The sequence below is a fragment of the Actinomadura rugatobispora genome, assembly GCF_055379765.1.
This window is the reverse complement of the sequence record NZ_AP029191.1, coordinates 3374063-3388232: the sequence shown is the minus strand read 5'-3', so window position 1 is coordinate 3388232 and position 14170 is coordinate 3374063. Positions and strand designations below refer to the sequence as shown.

Annotated in this window: 19 protein-coding genes and 2 riboswitches; of the genes, 9 read left to right on the top strand and 10 right to left on the bottom strand. The window is 73.0% G+C overall.

The annotated features are described in order from the left end of the window. Positions 1 to 12 precede the first annotated feature (12 nt). The 6 genes from ACZ466_RS14335 to ACZ466_RS14310 all read left to right on the top strand — a co-directional run bounded on the left by ACZ466_RS14335 (position 13) and on the right by ACZ466_RS14310 (position 3710). Positions 13 to 216, top strand: a complete 204-nt coding sequence (locus tag ACZ466_RS14335) for a hypothetical protein (RefSeq protein ID WP_378280697.1) — start codon at positions 13 to 15, stop codon at positions 214 to 216. Then, positions 213 to 587 carry an Asp23/Gls24 family envelope stress response protein gene (locus tag ACZ466_RS14330; RefSeq protein ID WP_378280698.1) on the top strand — a complete coding sequence of 125 codons (375 nt, stop codon included), beginning with the start codon at positions 213 to 215 and terminating at the stop codon, positions 585 to 587. Before ACZ466_RS14335 ends, ACZ466_RS14330 begins: the two co-directional genes overlap by 4 nt. Next, entirely contained in the window at positions 584 to 1222 is a 639-nt protein-coding gene (locus ACZ466_RS14325) for a DUF6286 domain-containing protein (RefSeq protein ID WP_378280699.1), read from the top strand. Before ACZ466_RS14330 ends, ACZ466_RS14325 begins: the two co-directional genes overlap by 4 nt. A 51-nt stretch (positions 1223 to 1273) precedes the next feature. Next, the gene (locus ACZ466_RS14320; protein ID WP_378280700.1) at positions 1274 to 1858 is read left to right on the top strand and encodes an alkaline shock response membrane anchor protein AmaP; all 585 of its coding nucleotides are present in this window, start codon (positions 1274 to 1276) and stop codon (positions 1856 to 1858) included. A gap of 326 nt (positions 1859 to 2184) precedes the next feature. Next, on the top strand, positions 2185 to 2631 hold the full coding sequence (locus ACZ466_RS14315) for a winged helix-turn-helix transcriptional regulator (protein ID WP_378280701.1): 447 nt from the start codon (positions 2185 to 2187) through the stop codon (positions 2629 to 2631). Continuing rightward, the gene (locus ACZ466_RS14310) at positions 2628 to 3710 is read left to right on the top strand and encodes a hypothetical protein (protein WP_378280702.1); all 1083 of its coding nucleotides are present in this window, start codon (positions 2628 to 2630) and stop codon (positions 3708 to 3710) included. Before ACZ466_RS14315 ends, ACZ466_RS14310 begins: the two co-directional genes overlap by 4 nt. Here ACZ466_RS14310 and ACZ466_RS14305 read toward each other — a convergent pair. Together ACZ466_RS14305 and ACZ466_RS14300 are read right to left on the bottom strand one after the other, a co-directional pair. Beyond that, positions 3707 to 4417, bottom strand: a complete 711-nt coding sequence (locus ACZ466_RS14305) for an SDR family oxidoreductase (protein ID WP_378280703.1) — start codon at positions 4415 to 4417, stop codon at positions 3707 to 3709. The genes ACZ466_RS14310 and ACZ466_RS14305 overlap by 4 nt on opposite strands. A gap of 32 nt (positions 4418 to 4449) precedes the next feature. Next, the gene (locus tag ACZ466_RS14300) at positions 4450 to 4794 is read right to left on the bottom strand and encodes a 2OG-Fe(II) oxygenase family protein (protein WP_378280704.1); all 345 of its coding nucleotides are present in this window, start codon (positions 4792 to 4794) and stop codon (positions 4450 to 4452) included. A 20-nt stretch (positions 4795 to 4814) separates the two neighbouring features. Between ACZ466_RS14300 and ACZ466_RS14295 the strand changes: the two genes are divergently transcribed. Then, positions 4815 to 5525, top strand: a complete 711-nt coding sequence (locus ACZ466_RS14295; RefSeq protein ID WP_378280705.1) for an isochorismatase family protein — start codon at positions 4815 to 4817, stop codon at positions 5523 to 5525. Here the strand turns inward: ACZ466_RS14295 and ACZ466_RS14290 are convergent. Beyond that, complete coding sequence (locus tag ACZ466_RS14290; protein ID WP_378280706.1) at positions 5508 to 6119, bottom strand: GNAT family N-acetyltransferase; 612 nt, start codon at positions 6117 to 6119, stop codon at positions 5508 to 5510. The genes ACZ466_RS14295 and ACZ466_RS14290 overlap by 18 nt on opposite strands. Before the next feature lie 93 nt (positions 6120 to 6212). Between ACZ466_RS14290 and ACZ466_RS14285 the strand changes: the two genes are divergently transcribed. Next, entirely contained in the window at positions 6213 to 6845 is a 633-nt protein-coding gene (locus ACZ466_RS14285) for a hypothetical protein (protein ID WP_378280707.1), read from the top strand. A 4-nt stretch (positions 6846 to 6849) separates the two neighbouring features. On the opposite strand, the gene ACZ466_RS14280 is transcribed toward ACZ466_RS14285, so the two are convergent. The 6 genes from ACZ466_RS14280 to gcvT all read right to left on the bottom strand — a co-directional run bounded on the left by ACZ466_RS14280 (position 6850) and on the right by gcvT (position 11731). Then, complete coding sequence (locus ACZ466_RS14280) at positions 6850 to 7233, bottom strand: type II toxin-antitoxin system death-on-curing family toxin (protein WP_378280708.1); 384 nt, start codon at positions 7231 to 7233, stop codon at positions 6850 to 6852. Then, the gene (locus ACZ466_RS14275; protein WP_378280709.1) at positions 7230 to 7439 is read right to left on the bottom strand and encodes a hypothetical protein; all 210 of its coding nucleotides are present in this window, start codon (positions 7437 to 7439) and stop codon (positions 7230 to 7232) included. Before ACZ466_RS14275 ends, ACZ466_RS14280 begins: the two co-directional genes overlap by 4 nt. Before the next feature lie 37 nt (positions 7440 to 7476). After that, a complete protein-coding gene (locus ACZ466_RS14270) occupies positions 7477 to 8850 on the bottom strand; it encodes an L-serine ammonia-lyase (protein WP_378280710.1) in 1374 nt (457 codons plus the stop codon). A gap of 97 nt (positions 8851 to 8947) precedes the next feature. After that, positions 8948 to 10219 carry a serine hydroxymethyltransferase gene (locus tag ACZ466_RS14265; protein WP_378280711.1) on the bottom strand — a complete coding sequence of 424 codons (1272 nt, stop codon included), beginning with the start codon at positions 10217 to 10219 and terminating at the stop codon, positions 8948 to 8950. Between the two features lie 3 nt (positions 10220 to 10222). Continuing rightward, positions 10223 to 10612 (bottom strand): glycine cleavage system protein GcvH, encoded by a 390-nt coding sequence (gene gcvH, locus ACZ466_RS14260; protein WP_378280712.1) that lies wholly within the window; start codon positions 10610 to 10612, stop codon positions 10223 to 10225. Between the two features lie 21 nt (positions 10613 to 10633). Then, a complete protein-coding gene (gene gcvT / locus ACZ466_RS14255) occupies positions 10634 to 11731 on the bottom strand; it encodes a glycine cleavage system aminomethyltransferase GcvT (RefSeq protein ID WP_378280713.1) in 1098 nt (365 codons plus the stop codon). Positions 11732 to 11797: 66 nt separating this feature from the next. Beyond that, a riboswitch (glycine riboswitch) is annotated at positions 11798 to 11910 on the bottom strand. Position 11911: 1 nt separating this feature from the next. Then, positions 11912 to 12008, bottom strand: a riboswitch (glycine riboswitch). 190 nt (positions 12009 to 12198) lie between these two features. On the opposite strand from gcvT, the gene ACZ466_RS14250 reads away from it, so the two are divergent. Continuing rightward, the gene (locus ACZ466_RS14250; protein WP_378280714.1) at positions 12199 to 13491 is read left to right on the top strand and encodes a M50 family metallopeptidase; all 1293 of its coding nucleotides are present in this window, start codon (positions 12199 to 12201) and stop codon (positions 13489 to 13491) included. Positions 13492 to 13541: 50 nt separating this feature from the next. Here ACZ466_RS14250 and ACZ466_RS14245 read toward each other — a convergent pair whose 3' ends face one another. Next, entirely contained in the window at positions 13542 to 14033 is a 492-nt protein-coding gene (locus tag ACZ466_RS14245) for a MarR family transcriptional regulator (RefSeq protein WP_378280715.1), read from the bottom strand. Positions 14034 to 14170 lie beyond the last annotated feature (137 nt).

Below are 14170 nucleotides of genomic sequence, written 5' to 3'. Positions count from 1 at the left end.
AGGGGAAGTGACATGGACGCAAGGACGGCCTGGCCCGCGATCGGGCTGGGCTTCGGGACCGCGCTCGGGTTCGCCGGGGCGTTCGGGGGGTTCGGCACCTTCGTGATCGTGCTGGTGCTCGGCGTGCTGGGCCTGCTGGTCGGGCTCGCGGCCACCGGCGATCTGGACCTGGTCGAGCTGTTCTCCTCGTTCCGTGCCCGCAAGGGCCCGTCATGACGTCGCCGGACACGCGCGGCCACACCACGATCGCGGAGCGGGCGGTGGCCCGGATCGTCCGGCACGCGCTCCGCGAGGACGCGGGCGGGCTCGGCGAATCCGTCTCCGGCCGCGGCGTGGGCCGGGGCCCGATCAAGGGCCGCGGACCGCGCGTGGACGTGAGCGTCAAGGGCACCCTGGTCACGGCCCGCGTGCGACTGGCCGTGATGTACCCGGAGCCGGTGCGTGAGGTGGCCTCCCGGGTGCGCGAGCGCGTGCGCGACCGCGTCCAGGACCTCACCGGACTCACGGTGCGGCAGGTGGACGTCGACGTGGCCGGGCTGGAGCGCCGCGAGGCCGGGCCCGAACGCTCTCGGCGGGTGGTCCGGTGACCACGCACGCCGGGCAGCTGCCCAAGCACGGCCCCGGCGGTGCCAGTGCGGCGCCCTCCGGACGGACCGCGGCCCGCGCCGCCGACCGCGCGGCCCGCCGCGCCTTCCGCTCCCGCCGGCTCTGGCTCGCGCTGCCCGCCGCCCTGCTGATCACCGTCGTGGGCGTGCTCACCGCCATCGAGACGATCTCCGCGCTGGCCGGGAGCCCGGCGCGGCTCGTCCCGTACGAGCGGGTGGCCGCGTGGGCGACAGGCGCGCGGTACAAGGACTGGGCGCCGCTGCTGATCTCCGCGGTCCTGGCGCTGCTCGGGCTGCTCCTCCTGCCGGCGGGCCTGCTCCCGGGACGCGGGCGGCTGGTGCCGCTGCACGGCGACGACCCCGAGCTGGTGGTCGGCATCACCCGGCACGGCCTGCGGAACGTGGTCGCCGACGCGGCCCGGAGCGTGGAGGGCGTCGAGGACGTCCACCGCGCGAAGGTCCGGCGGCACCGGGCGAAGGTGGTCGTGGGCACCGCGATGCACGAGCCCGGGGACCTGGACGAGCGGGTGGCCGAGGCCGTGCGGCGGCGGCTCGACGAGATCGGGCCGATGCCCGCGCGCCGCGTGGCCGTCGCCGTCCGCCGTCCCGAGCACTGAGCCCCGAGCACTGAGCCCCGAGCACTGAGCACTGAGCACTGAGGAGCCCGGATGAACCGTCACGCTTCCCGGCCCAACCATGTGGGCCTGGCCCTGCTCGGCCTGGTCCTGCTGGTCGCCGGGATCCTCGGGCTCGCCCGCGGGCTGGGCGCGTTCGGCCGGGACGCGGCGGCCGATCCGCTGATCACCGACGCGATGCGCCGCTACGCCGCCGGACAGGGCTGGTTCTGGCCGGCCGTGGCCGCCGGCGGGGTGGTGCTGGCGCTGCTGGGGCTGGCGTGGCTGCTGGCGCAGGCGCGTTCGGAGCGGCTGCCGGGCCTGGCGCTGGAGCCCGACCCGTCCGCGGGCGCGACCCGGGTGTCGGGGCAGGCCGTCACCGCGACGCTGGAGGAGGAGATCGCGGAGTACCCGGACGTGCAGGGCGTGCGCGCCCACCTGCTCGGCACGTCCCGCCGCCCGCGGCTGAACCTCAGCGTCGCCTACGGCGGCCGGGCCGATCTGGACGCGCTGCGCCGCCGGATCGGCGAGGAGGCCGTGCCCCGGCTGCGCGTGGCACTGGAGCGCGAGTCGCTGCCCGCCGTGGTCAAGCTCCGGCCGCTGTCGGGCGGCGGGCGCGAGCGGCGGACGGTGGTCTGAGGCGATTTTGACGGATTTTGGGTGATTCAATCCCTGAATCCGCAGGTCACTGAGCTATCGTCCGAGAGGAAACGGCGTCGAGGGGACGGAGGTTCGCTTGCGAAACGTCCAAGGAGAACGGCCGGCTCCATGAGGAGCCCTTCGACGTTACGGAGGGATAATTCACACGCATCAAAGCACGGGCCCCTTCCACTGAGCGGCCCGTCCCTCGGAGGCCGTGACGCGCACAGTCCGGTCTCCGAGTTTTATGACCGGTGGGTCGCGTTCTCCAACCGAGCCCGCCGAACCTGGTACGACCGCCGCCGAACGTTCCTAAGATGAGAGGCATGCCGAAGGACGCCGATCCGCGCCCCTGCTCGATCGCCGACACGCTCGACATCATCGGCGAACGCTGGACGATCCTCGCCGTCCGCGAACTCTTCCACGGGGTACGGCGGTTCGACGCCATGGTCCGCAACACCGGCGCGTCCCGCGACATCCTCACCGCCCGCCTCCGCAAGCTGGAGGCCGCGGGCATCATCCGCCGCGAGCGCTACAGCGACCACCCGCCCCGCCACGAGTACCACCTGACCGCCTCCGGGCGGGAGCTGGGCGAGGTCCTGACCGCGCTCATGAAGTGGGGCGACCGCCACATCAACCCCGACGACCCGCCCGTCCGCTGGCACCACTCCTGCGGGGAGCTCCTGGACCCCGTCCTGATCTGCGCGCACTGCGGGCGGCCCGCCATGGAGGGCGCCCACACCCCGGTCGGCCGGGGCGTGCTGTCCCGGTGAGCCACGACGACCTGCTGGCCGCGATCGGGGCGGCGCTGGGGCTGGACGGCCCGTACACCGAGACGCCCCCGCCGGGCAGCGGAGGCATCTCCCTGAAGACGATGAGCGGGCTGCCCGCCGGCGCGGGCCTGGAGGTTCTGGGCGGTACGGTCGACGCCGCCACCGGCCGCGTCGCGTGGGTCGAAGAGGTCACCGGCGAGCCGGTGCGGGGCATCGTCCCGGTCGACCTGACGATCAACGTGGCCGGCCCGGGGCTGCCGCGCGTCCGGGTGGACGTCCAGACCTACAATCCCTACTTCGGGTGCCACGTGCACGGCATGGGCTTTTTCGGCGACGCGCTGGTGGTCCTCTACACCGAGAAGCACGACACGATCGCCGCCCGCGTCGACCTCCCCTCGGGCGAGCAGAGCCTGGCCGGGGTGGGCGGCCGGTGCGCGCTGATCGGCGATCTCGTCTGCCACGTCCCCTACGGCGGCGACCGCGTCGAGATCCTGGCCGTGCCGGACTTCACCCCGTGCGTGCCGCTTCCGCTGGGGGAGGACCTGGAAGCACGGCTCCCGGGCCCCGGCCGGCGCGGCAGGCCCGACGGCGACGCCGTCCACGCGGGGCTCCGCCGCGCCTTCGCCGAGATCGGCATGGGCGACGAGGACGCCGACATCCTGATCGGCACGGCCGCCGTCCCCTTCCTCCACATCTCGCGCACCACGTCCAAGACCTACGGCCATCTGGCCAAACCCAAGCCGGGCGCGGCCCCGTGGTGGTTCCCGGTCGCCTGGCACCACCACCTGACCCGGGAGGGCCGTCCGTCCCGCTGGCCCGAGTGGCTCGACGCCCTGGCCGCCCCCATGCCCGCGGGCTGGCAGGACCACTGGGACGTGGACGAGGGCGCCGTCGAGCTCACCCTCGCCCACATCTCGGCCCAGGCCGCCGAGATGGCGGCGGCCTGCCACGAGCGCCACCTCCCCGCGGAGATGGAAAAGGCCTGGAAGGAGGGCTGGCGGCACCCGCTGCCCATCGAAGCGTTTCCCGCGGGCTTCCGCCGCGCCTGGAACCGCCTCCCCGGCCCCTCTTCCCCCTAGCCCGCGCGCCCCTGGCGGTTCTGGGACAGGGAGGACGCGACCGCGCGGCTGATGCCGTCCGCGAGGACCTCCTGCTCGCCCGCCTCGACGGCGTCGAGGGCCTGCGCTGCCACCTCGGCCGGGCTGATCTTGGGCGCGTCCACATGCGCCGCCATGTCGGTGTCGATGAACGCGGCGTGCACGGCCACCACCGACGTGCCCTGCTCGCGCAGCTCCGCCCGCACCCCGTTGGTCATCGACCAGGCCGCGGCCTTGGACGCCGAGTACGACGCCGCCCCGGGCAGCGTGATCCACGACAGCACCGACAGCACGTTCACGATCGCGCCGCCGCCGTTGCGGGCGAGCACCGGCGCGAACGCCCGGCACATGGCGAGCGTGCCGAAGAAGTTGGTCTCCATCTCGGCGCGGGCCGCCTCCATCGAGGGCGCCGTGACCAGGCCGCTGCCGCGCCCGATCCCCGCGTTGTTGACCAGCAGGGTGACCTCGCCGCACGCCTCGGCCGCCGCCTCCACCGCCTTCGGGTCGGTGATGTCGAGCGAGACCGGGACCAGGCCCGGATCGGTCACGGAGCCGGGGTCGCGCTCGCCCGCGTAGACCGTCCGGGCGCCCCGTTCGCGCAGCGCCAGCGCCAGGGCCCGCCCGAGCCCCCGGTTGGCCCCGGTGACCAGTGCCACGCTGTCCTGGATCTTCAAGCCGGTGGAGTGCATAACGGACACCCTTCCACCTGCGAAGTTGGAAATCAAGACTCACTCGGAACGATGCCCTGGCCCGGCTCGTACTCGTTGATGATCGCCTGGTCCGGCTCGCGGTCCATGACGCCCTCGTCCACGAGGCGCGCCCCCAGGCGGCGGGCCCACCCGGGAAGCGGCGGCGCGGCGCCGGCCCGCGCGTCCGCCGCCAGACCGCGGCGGCCGTAGTCGTAGCGCCGCCCGTAGTCGTAGCGCCGCCCGTAGTGCTGGACGCGCCGCCGCAGCTCCGTGGACCACTCGGCGGCGTCGATGAGCGGGAGCAGGGACGCGCACGCGCCGGGCGCCAGCCAGTCCGCGACATACCGCAGGCCGGGAACACCAAAAGACTCGGACATGGCGGAACACTAGTGAGCCGGTGCGACACGAAGAGGTGGCCATGGGGGACGCGGAGCGGACGCACGACTGGCGGATCGAGACCCGCGAGTACGAGCGGCACGAACAGAGGCGGGGCCGCCGCTTCGCCTTCACCCGGCTCGTGCCGGAGCGCACGGCGCTGGTCGTCATCGACATGGTGCCGTTCTTCGTGGCCACCAACCCGTACTGCCGCGGCATCGTGCCCGCCATCGGCGGCCTCGCGGACGCGCTCCGCGCGGCCGGCGGCACGGTCGCGTGGGTGCTGCCCGGGGCGGGCGCGCGGACGCCGGCGACCGAGGAGTTCCACGGCCCGGAGGCCGCCGAGGCCTACCGCACGGCCGGCGGCTCGGGCCCCCTGGAAGGGCGGCTGTGGCACGGGCTCGCGCCGCGTCCGGACGAGGACCTGTTCGTGGAGAAGTTCGCCCCCAGCGCCTTCTTCCCGGGACGCTGCGCCCTGCCCCGCCTGCTGGAGGAGCGTCGGGCCGACACCGTCCTCATCACCGGCACCGTCACCAACGTGTGCTGCGAGTCGTCGGCGCGCGACGCCTCCACCCTCGGGTTCCGGGTCGTGATGGTCGCCGACGCCAACGCGGCCCGCTGCGACCGGGACCACAACGCGACACTGCACACGATCTACCGCTCCTTCGGCGACGTCCGCCCGTCCACCGACGTCCTCACCATGATCGAGGCGGCGTCACGGCGGGAGGACTGATCCGCGGCGCGGACGCCGGATCATCGACCAGGTCGTCAGGCCGCCGAGCGGCAGCGGGTACTCGGCCGTCACCTCGAAGCCGAGACGCTCGTAGAACGCGACGTTGCGGGCCTCGGAGGTCTCCAGGAACGCGGGGACGCCGTCGCGCTCGGCGGCCTCCAGCCCCGGGCGGATCACCGCGCGGCCCAGCCCCGAGCCCTGCCGCGCGGGATCGACGCCGACCACGCCGAGGAACCAGACCGGCCCGCGCGGCCGGTGGGCCGCCATGGCCGTCTCCGCCGTCTCGTACGCGGCCAGCCGGTCACCGGCCAGCTCCGCGAACCGGGACGCCAGCTCGGCGAAGATCTCCGGGCCGGTCTCCGGGGTCGTCCACACCGACACCGCCTCCACGTCTCCGGCGACCCAGACCCGCCCGTGCGGGAGGCCGATCCGGGCGACGAACAGCTCCTGGAACTCCTCCAACCGACGCAGATGGTCGTCGGCGGCGATGACGTGCCGGGTGAAGACGTTGTCGGCGAACGCCCGCCGCAGCGTCCGGGCCGCGCGGGGCACGTCGGCGATCTCGGCGGGTCGTACCGCGGCGTCGGACGGCAAGGCGGGCTCCAGGACCGGATCGGTGCGGGTGGCGGCACACAGGCTATCCGCCGCCCGGTCACCGGCACCCGCATGATCGGTTAGCGTGGCGTCATGGACCCCGTGACCGCCGACGACCTCGACCGGGCCGTCGGCCTCGCCGTCGCCGCCCTGCGCGAAGCGCCCGCGGACCCACGGGCCTGGGACGCCAAGGCGGGCTCCCTGGAATGGACGTGCTGGGAGACCGCCGAGCACCTGAGCGACGACCTCTTCTCGTACGCGGCCCAGCTCGGCCTCCGGACGCCGCCGCTCGACGGCCACGTCCCGTTCGTCTGGGAGAGCCGGCGTCCGGGCGGCCCCGCCAACGCCGTCCACGCCGACCGCGGCGCCGGGCCCTCGGGGCTGCTGCAGGTGCTCCAGGCGAGCGGGGCGCTGCTGGGCGCCATGGTGCGCACCACCCCGCCGGACGTGCTGGCCCACCACGTCTACGGCGACTCCGACGCCGAGGGCTTCGCCGCGATGGGGATCGTGGAGACCCTCGTCCACACCCACGACCTCGCCCAGGGCCTTGGACCGGCGTGGGAGCCGCCCGCCGACCTGTGCGCCCGCGTGCTCACCCGGCTGTTCCCGGACGCCCCGACCGGCGCCGACCCCTGGCCGACCCTGCTGTGGGCCACCGGCCGCGGCGAACTCCCCGGCCACCCGCGCCGCACCCAGTGGCGCTGGCAGGGGCGGCCGCGCCACTGACCGTTCAGGCGGGGATGTCGGCCACGTTCAGGGCCGCCGCGATCTCCTTGACCTCGATCTGCGAACACGATGTCGCGACCCGCACCACCAGCTCGAACGCCTCGTCGTCGGTGAGCGCCGGACGCTTGTCGTGGAGGGCCAGCATGACTCGGGCGGCGGTCCAGGCGGTCCGCTTGTTGCCGTCGACGAAGGCGTGATTGCAGATCACCGAATGGAGCAGTGCGGCGGCCTTCTCCTCCAGGGTGGCGTACGCCTCGACGCCGAACGCGACGGTGGCCGGGCGCATCGCCGAGGAGGACACCAGTCCGGCGTCGCGGACGGCCGCCGTGCCGCCCAGCACGGCGGCGTTGATCTCGATCAGGTCGTCCGCCGTGAGGTACTCGGTCACGCGTCGGCCAGCCGGTCGAGCAGAGCCGCGTCCTCGGCCATCACCTGTGCCGTGACGGCGCGGACGCGGGCGCGGTGCCCGCGCATCCGCGCCCATTCCTCGACGGCCTGGACCACGGCGGCGTTGACGGAGATGTGCTCCTCCTGCGCGGCCTTGATCAGCAGGGCGTCGATGTCGTCGGGGATGCGGACGCTACGGGTGGTCATGATGTCGAGCATACCAAGATGGTATCACCACGCTCTGTCAGCATTCGACTACATTGACCGCAAGGCCGCCGCGGCTGGTCTCCTTGTACTTGTCGAGCATGTCGCGGCCGGTGTCCTTCATCGTCTTGATGGCGCGGTCGAGCGAGACGAAGTGCCGGCCGTCGCCGCGCAGCGCGATGCGGGTGGCGCTGATCGCCTTGACCGCGCCGACCGCGTTGCGCTCGATGCACGGCACCTGGACGAGCCCGCCGACCGGGTCGCAGGTCAGGCCCAGGTTGTGCTCGATGCCGATCTCGGCGGCGTTCTCCACCTGCTCGGGCGTGCCGCCGAGGACCTCGGTGAACCCGGCGGCGGCCATCGAGCAGGCCGAGCCGACCTCGCCCTGGCAGCCGACCTCGGCGCCGGAGATGGACGCGTTCTGCTTGAACAGCACGCCGATCGCCCCGGCGGTGAGGAGGAAGCGGGCGGCGCCCTCGTCGGAGGCGCCCGGCACGAACCTCGCGTAGTAGTGCAGCACCGCCGGGACGATGCCCGCCGCCCCGTTGGTGGGCGCGGTGACGATCCGGCCCCCGGCGGCGTTCTCCTCGTTCACGGCCAGGGCGAACAGGGTGACCCAGTCCATCGCGTGCAGCGGGTCGGCGCCCTTGTCGGCCACCAGCTGCCGGTGCAGCTGCGGCGCGCGGCGGCGGACCTTCAAGCCGCCGGGCAGCAGGCCCTCGCGGGAGCAGCCGCGGTCGACGCACGCCCGCATGACATGCCACAGCTCGACCAGCCCGGAGCGGATCTCCGCCTCGGTGCGGCCGAAGGCGCGCTCGTTCTCCAGCATCAGCGCCGAGACCGACAGGCCCGTCTCCCGGCAGCGCTCCAGCAGCTCGGCGGCGGTGTCGAAGCGGTGCGGCAGGACGGTGTCGTCGGGCTGGATCCGGTCGGCGCCGGTGGCGTTCTCGTCCACGACGAACCCGCCGCCGACCGAGTAGTAGACCCGGGAGCGGAGCTCCTCGCCCCCGGCGGCGTACGCGGTGAAGCGCATCCCGTTGGGGTGGCCGGGCAGCGACTCCTTGCGCTCGAACACCAGGTGGTCGTTCACCGCGAACGGGACGTCGTGCGCGCCGAACAGGCGCAGCGCGCCGCGCGAGCGGATCGCGGCCAGCCGGTCGTCCACGGTGTCGACGTCGACGGTCTCCGGCTTGTCGCCCTCCAGGCCGAGGATGACGGCCTTGTCGCTGCCGTGGCCCTTGCCGGTGAGGCCGAGCGAGCCGTACAGCACCGCCCGCACGGACGCGGTCCGCGCCAGCAGGCCGTCCCGCTCCAGGCCGCGCGCGAAGCGGTGCGCGGCCGCCATCGGGCCCCCGGTGTGGGACGACGACGGCCCGATACCGATCTTGAAGAGGTCGAAGACGCTGATCGCCATGGATGCCACCTTCCCGTCCCCTCCGGGTCGCGGGCGGGGGACGAAGGCCGCCCGCGGACCGGGGTCTCCGGCCGGGGCGGCCCGTGCGGGGGTCGGCTTACAGGGTCGGGTAGAGCGGGTGCTTGACCGCCAGCGCCCGCACCCGCGCCGCCAGCGCCTCCCTGTCGAAGGACGGCTGCAGCGCCAGCGCGATGACGTCGGCCACCTCGGTGAAGTCCTCGGTGGTGAAGCCGCGGGTGGCCAGGGCGGGCGTGCCGATCCGCAGGCCGGAGGTGACCATCGGCGGGCGCGGGTCGTTGGGCACGGCGTTCCGGTTGACGGTGATGCCGATCTCGTGCAGCCGGTCCTCGGCGTCCCGGCCGGTCAGCTCGGAGTCGACCAGGTCGACCAGGACCAGGTGGACGTCGGTGCCGCCGGTGAGGACCTTCACGCCGGCCTTGGCCGAGTCCTCGGCCAGCAGCCGCTCGGCGAGGATCTTCGCGCCCTCGACGGTGCGCCGCTGCCGGTCCTTGAACTCCTCGGACGCGGCGATCCTCAGCGCCACCGCCTTGGCCGCGATCACGTGCTCCAGCGGGCCGCCCTGCATGCCGGGGAACACCGCGGAGTTGATCTTCTTGCCGTACTCCTCGCGGGCCAGGATCAGCCCGCCGCGCGGACCGCCCAGCGTCTTGTGCGTGGTGGTCGTCACGATGTCGGCGTACGGCACCGGCGAGGGGTGCAGGCCCGCCGCCACCAGCCCGGCGAAGTGCGCCATGTCCACCATGAGCAGCGCGCCCACCGAGTCGGCGACCTCGCGGAACCGGGCGAAGTCGAGCTGCCGCGGGTACGCCGACCAGCCCGCCACGATCATCTTCGGCCGGTGCTCGGCCGCCAGCGCGGCGACCTCGTCCATGTCGACCAGGCCGTCCTCGGCGCGCACGTGGTAGGGCACCACGTTCAGCACCTTGCCGGAGTAGTTCAGCCGCATCCCGTGGGTGAGGTGGCCGCCGTGCGCCAGGTCCAGGCCCAGGATCGTGTCACCGTGCTGGAGCAGCGCGAAGTAGACGGCCGTGTTGGCCTGCGCGCCGCTGTGCGGCTGCACGTTGGCGTGCTCGGCGCCGAACAGCTCCTTGGCGCGGTCGATCGCCAGCTGCTCGGTGACGTCGACGAACTCGCAGCCGCCGTAGTAGCGCCTGCCCGGATAGCCCTCGGCGTACTTGTTGGTCAGGACCGACCCCTGGGCCTCCAGCACCGACACCGGCGCGAAGTTCTCCGAGGCGATCATCTCGAGCGTGGACTGCTGCCGGTCCAGCTCGGCGGCCACCGCGCGGGCGACCTCCGGGTCGGCGTCGGCCAGCGACTCGTTCAGCGGGTTCTTCGGGGACGGCACGGCTCAGGACTCCTCGATCAGCTTGCCGTAGGCCTCGGCGTCGAGCAGATCGCCGGGCTCGTCGGAGATCCGCACCTTGAAGATCCAGCCCTCGCCGTACGGATCGTCGTTGATCACCTTGGGCTCGTCGATCACGGCGGCGTTGATCGCGGTGATCTCCCCGCTGACCGGCGAGTAGATGTCGCTCACCGACTTGGTGGACTCGACCTCGCCGCAGGTCTCGCCGGCCTCGACCGCGTCGCCCTCCCCGGGCTGCAGTTCGAGGAAGACGATCTCGCCGAGGGCGTCGGCGGCGTGCGCGGTGATCCCGACGGTGACGATGCCGTCCTCGTTGCCGAGGCCCGACACCCATTCGTGCTCTTCGCTGTAGCGCAGCTGCTCCGGAACGCTCACGGTGGTATCTCTCTCCAGGTCTCAGGAACGCTTGTAGAAGGGCAGGGCGACCACGTCGACCGGCTCCCGGCGGCCGCGCACGTCGACGGCGAGTCCGCTCTCGTCCACCCCGTTGTCCACGTACGCCATCGCGATCGGCGTGCCCAGTGTGGGCGACGGGGCGCCGCTGGTCACCACCCCGCACGGCGTGCCGTCCGAGGTGACCACCTCGTACCCCTTGCGGGGCGCCCGGCGGCCGCGTGCGACCAGCCCCACGAGCCTACGGCCTGGCGGGGTCTGCGCCTGCGCGGCCAACGTGGCCTTTCCCACGAAATCTACGGGCTTGTCCAGCTTGACCACCCGGCCCAGGCCCGCCTCGAACGGGTTGGTCTCCGCGGTCAGCTCGTTGCCGTACAGCGGCATGCCCGCCTCCAGCCGCAGCGTGTCGCGCGCCGACAGCCCCGCCGGGGTCACGCCCTCGACCGCCGCCAGCTCCTTCCACAGCGGCACCGCGTCCCCGGCGGACACGAACAGCTCGAAGCCGTCCTCGCCGGTGTAGCCGGTACGGGCGATCAGCGCGTCCACGCCCGCGACCTCGTCCGCCATGATCGCGTAGTAGCGCAGGTCGGCCAGCGGCGCGGCGGTGAAGCGGGACAGGATCCCCTGCGCGTCCGGGCCCTGCAGCGCGATCAGCGCGTACTCGTCGGACCGGTCGACCACCCGCGCGCCCGGGAAGCCCGCCGCCCGCTCGGCCAGCGCCTCCCGCACGGTCGCGACGTTGGCGGCGTTCGCCACCACCATGAACGTCTCCGCGGCCAGCCGGTAGACGATCAGGTCGTCCAGCACCCCGCCGTCGGCCCCGCAGATCATCGTGTAGCGGGCCTTGCCGACGGCCATCGGGGACAGGTTGCCGACCAGCGCGTGGTCGAGCGCGGCCCCGGCCTCCGGCCCGTCCACGAAGACCTCCCCCATGTGGGACAGGTCGAACAGCCCCGCCGCGGCGCGGACGGCGCGGTGCTCGGCGGTCTCGCTCGCGTACCGCAGCGGCATCAGGAAGCCGGCGAAGTCGACGAGGTGGGCGCCGAGGTCGCGGTGGACGTCGTACAGCGGCGTCTTCCTGCCGGGCGCTGTGCTGGACATGGGTCGGCTCCTTCGTCGCGGGCGCGTGGTCCAATCGTCCCACCCGCACCGGGCGTGGTCGGTGCCTCCCCCTCTGTCATCGGCCGGTCGCGGCGCCTGAGAGCTTCACCCCGCGCCGACGAGGGCGGAGGGGCTTTCACCTTCGGCGGGGGACGGTGCGTCCCCGCTTTCCAGAGGTACCTGGTCCGCGCGGTCCTGGGGCCTGAGAGGTTCCGGGGAGGATTTGCTCCTTCGGCGTCCCCGGCTGGCTGCCAGGGCACTCTCCCGCGCGGGATCAACGGCTGGTCGCCAGGCTAGCAGCGGCGACGTCCCGCGACCAGACGCCCCCCGCCCCCCTGGGGGTGAACCGAAAGGCCCGGACGGCCGTATCACCGGCGGGTGCGGGTGCGCGAGTACGCGGCCGCCGAGGACCCGGATCACGTAACCTGAACGGGTCGCTGGAGATCACGACGGAGGGACGGGCGGGCATGGGCTGGTTGGCGGGAGTGCTGATCCTGTTCTTCGGCCTGCTGGCCTCGATCGCGCTGCACGAGCTGGGCCACTTCTCCTTCGCCAAGCTCTTCGGCGTCCGCACCCCGCAGTTCATGGTCGGCTTCGGCCCCACCCTCTGGTCGCGGCACAAGGGCGAGACCGAGTACGGCGTCAAGTGGATCCCGCTCGGCGGCTACATCCGCATGATCGGCATGCTGCCGCCGCGCAAGGGCGACCGGCCCGGCGAGGTCCGCCAGATCAGCACCGGCCCCTGGCAGGGCCTGATCGAGTCGGCCCGCGGCGCGGCGCTGGAGGAGGTCCGCCCCGGCGACGAGAACCGGGTCTTCTACGCCAAGAAGTGGTGGCAGAAGCTCATCATCATGTTCGCCGGGCCCGCGATGAACCTCATCCTCGCGGCGATCTTCTTCGGGATCCTGCTGATGGGCATCGGCACCCCCACCCCGCAGCCGGTGATCGGCTCGGTGGCCAAGTGCGCGATCCCCGCCGGCTCCAAGCTCACCGACTGCCCGCAGGGCTACACCCCGACCCCGGCCGCCTCCGTCGGCCTCCAGGCCGGCGACCGCATCACCTCCTACGACGGCCGCGCGATCACCTCCTACGACCAGCTGCAGGGCCTGATCCGCGACTCCGGCGGCCGCACCGTCGCGGTCACCGTCCAGCGCGACGGCAAGCCCGTCCCGCTGCAGGTGCCCGTCACCCGCAACCAGATGTACGACCTGAAGGACACCGACAAGGTCGTCAACGTCGGGTTCCTCGGCATCACCCCGCTCCAGGAGCGCGAGCGCCAGGGCCCGGTCGCGGTCGCCGGCTACATGGGCGAGCTGACCGCGCACACCGCCGGCGCCCTGCTGCGGATGCCGGAGAAGATGGTCGGGGTCTGGCAGGCCGCGTTCGGCGACGAGAAGCGCGACCCCAACGGCCCCATCGGCGTCGTCGGCGTCAGCCGCCTCGGCGGCGAGATCGCCGCCTCCGAGAGCCCCACCGTCGAGAAGGTCGCGATGTTCGTCGCCCTGCTCGGCTCCCTCAACCTCGCCGTCGGCATGTTCAACCTGATCCCGCTGCTGCCCCTGGACGGCGGCCACATGGCCGGGGCCCTCCTGGAGGGCCTCAAGAAGGGCTTCGCCCGCCTCTTCAAGCGCCCCGACCCCGGCTACGTGGACGTGGCCAAGGCGCTGCCCGTCACCTACGTGATGGCCGCCGTGCTGATCGTCATGGGCGGCCTCCTCATCTACGCCGACCTGGTCAACCCCATCCGCTTCGCCGGCTAGCGCGGGCCGTGTTTCAGGCCCGGCCCACGGCGCTCGGGCGAATCAGGTTCTCAGTCGGTGACGAGGTCATCGGTGGCCCGCCGACCGGCCGATGTCGTGCGGCCGAGGAAGTCGACCAGAAGTTCGAGTTGGTCGGCTGTGTACTCGGCACATATCCCGTCCATCGACGCATTCATGCCGGAAAGCAGCCGGAACAGGTCGGAATTGCGGTCGCGAAGAGCGCGGACGACGACCGCGCGACGGTCGACGGGGTCGCGCTCCCGGGCGATCCAGCCACCGCGTTCGAGCCGGTCGAGGACGCCGGTCATCGTGGCCGGATGCATGCCGGTGCGCCGTGCGACGGCCGTGGGGCTGAGCGGGCCTTCCCGGTTGATCAGGTCGAGGCACTGCAGGTCGGCGTCCTTCAGCTTGAGATGCGCGCTGACGTGGTGGTTGAGCAGCGACAACTGGATGTTCATCTCGCGCAACGACTCCTTGAGCGCATTGCTCAGCCGCCGGTGGCGTCGCCTCTCGTCAGCGCCACCAGAAACCTCGGGTCCCATATACCGCGCTCCCCGTACCGTATGAATCGCCGATCAGAGCGTATCCGCAAGCACGAACGCGGCTCGGGGGCGCGGCATGTGCCGTGGTCGGCGGAGGGCCGGCACCACGCGCGGAACGGTGGGCCACGCGCATCCGG

Bases quoted from the DNA above. Each gene is read 5' to 3' on its own strand.
- ACZ466_RS14335 (WP_378280697.1), top strand. From the start codon at position 13: ATGGACGCAAGGACGGCCTGGCCCGCGATCGGGCTGGGCTTCGGGACC.
- ACZ466_RS14330 (WP_378280698.1), top strand. From the start codon at position 213: ATGACGTCGCCGGACACGCGCGGCCACACCACGATCGCGGAGCGGGCG.
- ACZ466_RS14320 (WP_378280700.1), top strand. From the start codon at position 1,274: ATGAACCGTCACGCTTCCCGGCCCAACCATGTGGGCCTGGCCCTGCTC.
- ACZ466_RS14315 (WP_378280701.1), top strand. From the start codon at position 2,185: ATGCCGAAGGACGCCGATCCGCGCCCCTGCTCGATCGCCGACACGCTC.
- ACZ466_RS14305 (WP_378280703.1), bottom strand. From the start codon at position 4,417: ATGCACTCCACCGGCTTGAAGATCCAGGACAGCGTGGCACTGGTCACC.
- ACZ466_RS14300 (WP_378280704.1), bottom strand. From the start codon at position 4,794: ATGTCCGAGTCTTTTGGTGTTCCCGGCCTGCGGTATGTCGCGGACTGG.
- ACZ466_RS14285 (WP_378280707.1), top strand. From the start codon at position 6,213: ATGGACCCCGTGACCGCCGACGACCTCGACCGGGCCGTCGGCCTCGCC.
- ACZ466_RS14275 (WP_378280709.1), bottom strand. From the start codon at position 7,439: ATGACCACCCGTAGCGTCCGCATCCCCGACGACATCGACGCCCTGCTG.
- ACZ466_RS14270 (WP_378280710.1), bottom strand. From the start codon at position 8,850: ATGGCGATCAGCGTCTTCGACCTCTTCAAGATCGGTATCGGGCCGTCG.
- gcvT (WP_378280713.1), bottom strand. From the start codon at position 11,731: ATGTCCAGCACAGCGCCCGGCAGGAAGACGCCGCTGTACGACGTCCAC.
- ACZ466_RS14250 (WP_378280714.1), top strand. From the start codon at position 12,199: ATGGGCTGGTTGGCGGGAGTGCTGATCCTGTTCTTCGGCCTGCTGGCC.
- ACZ466_RS14245 (WP_378280715.1), bottom strand. From the start codon at position 14,033: ATGGGACCCGAGGTTTCTGGTGGCGCTGACGAGAGGCGACGCCACCGG.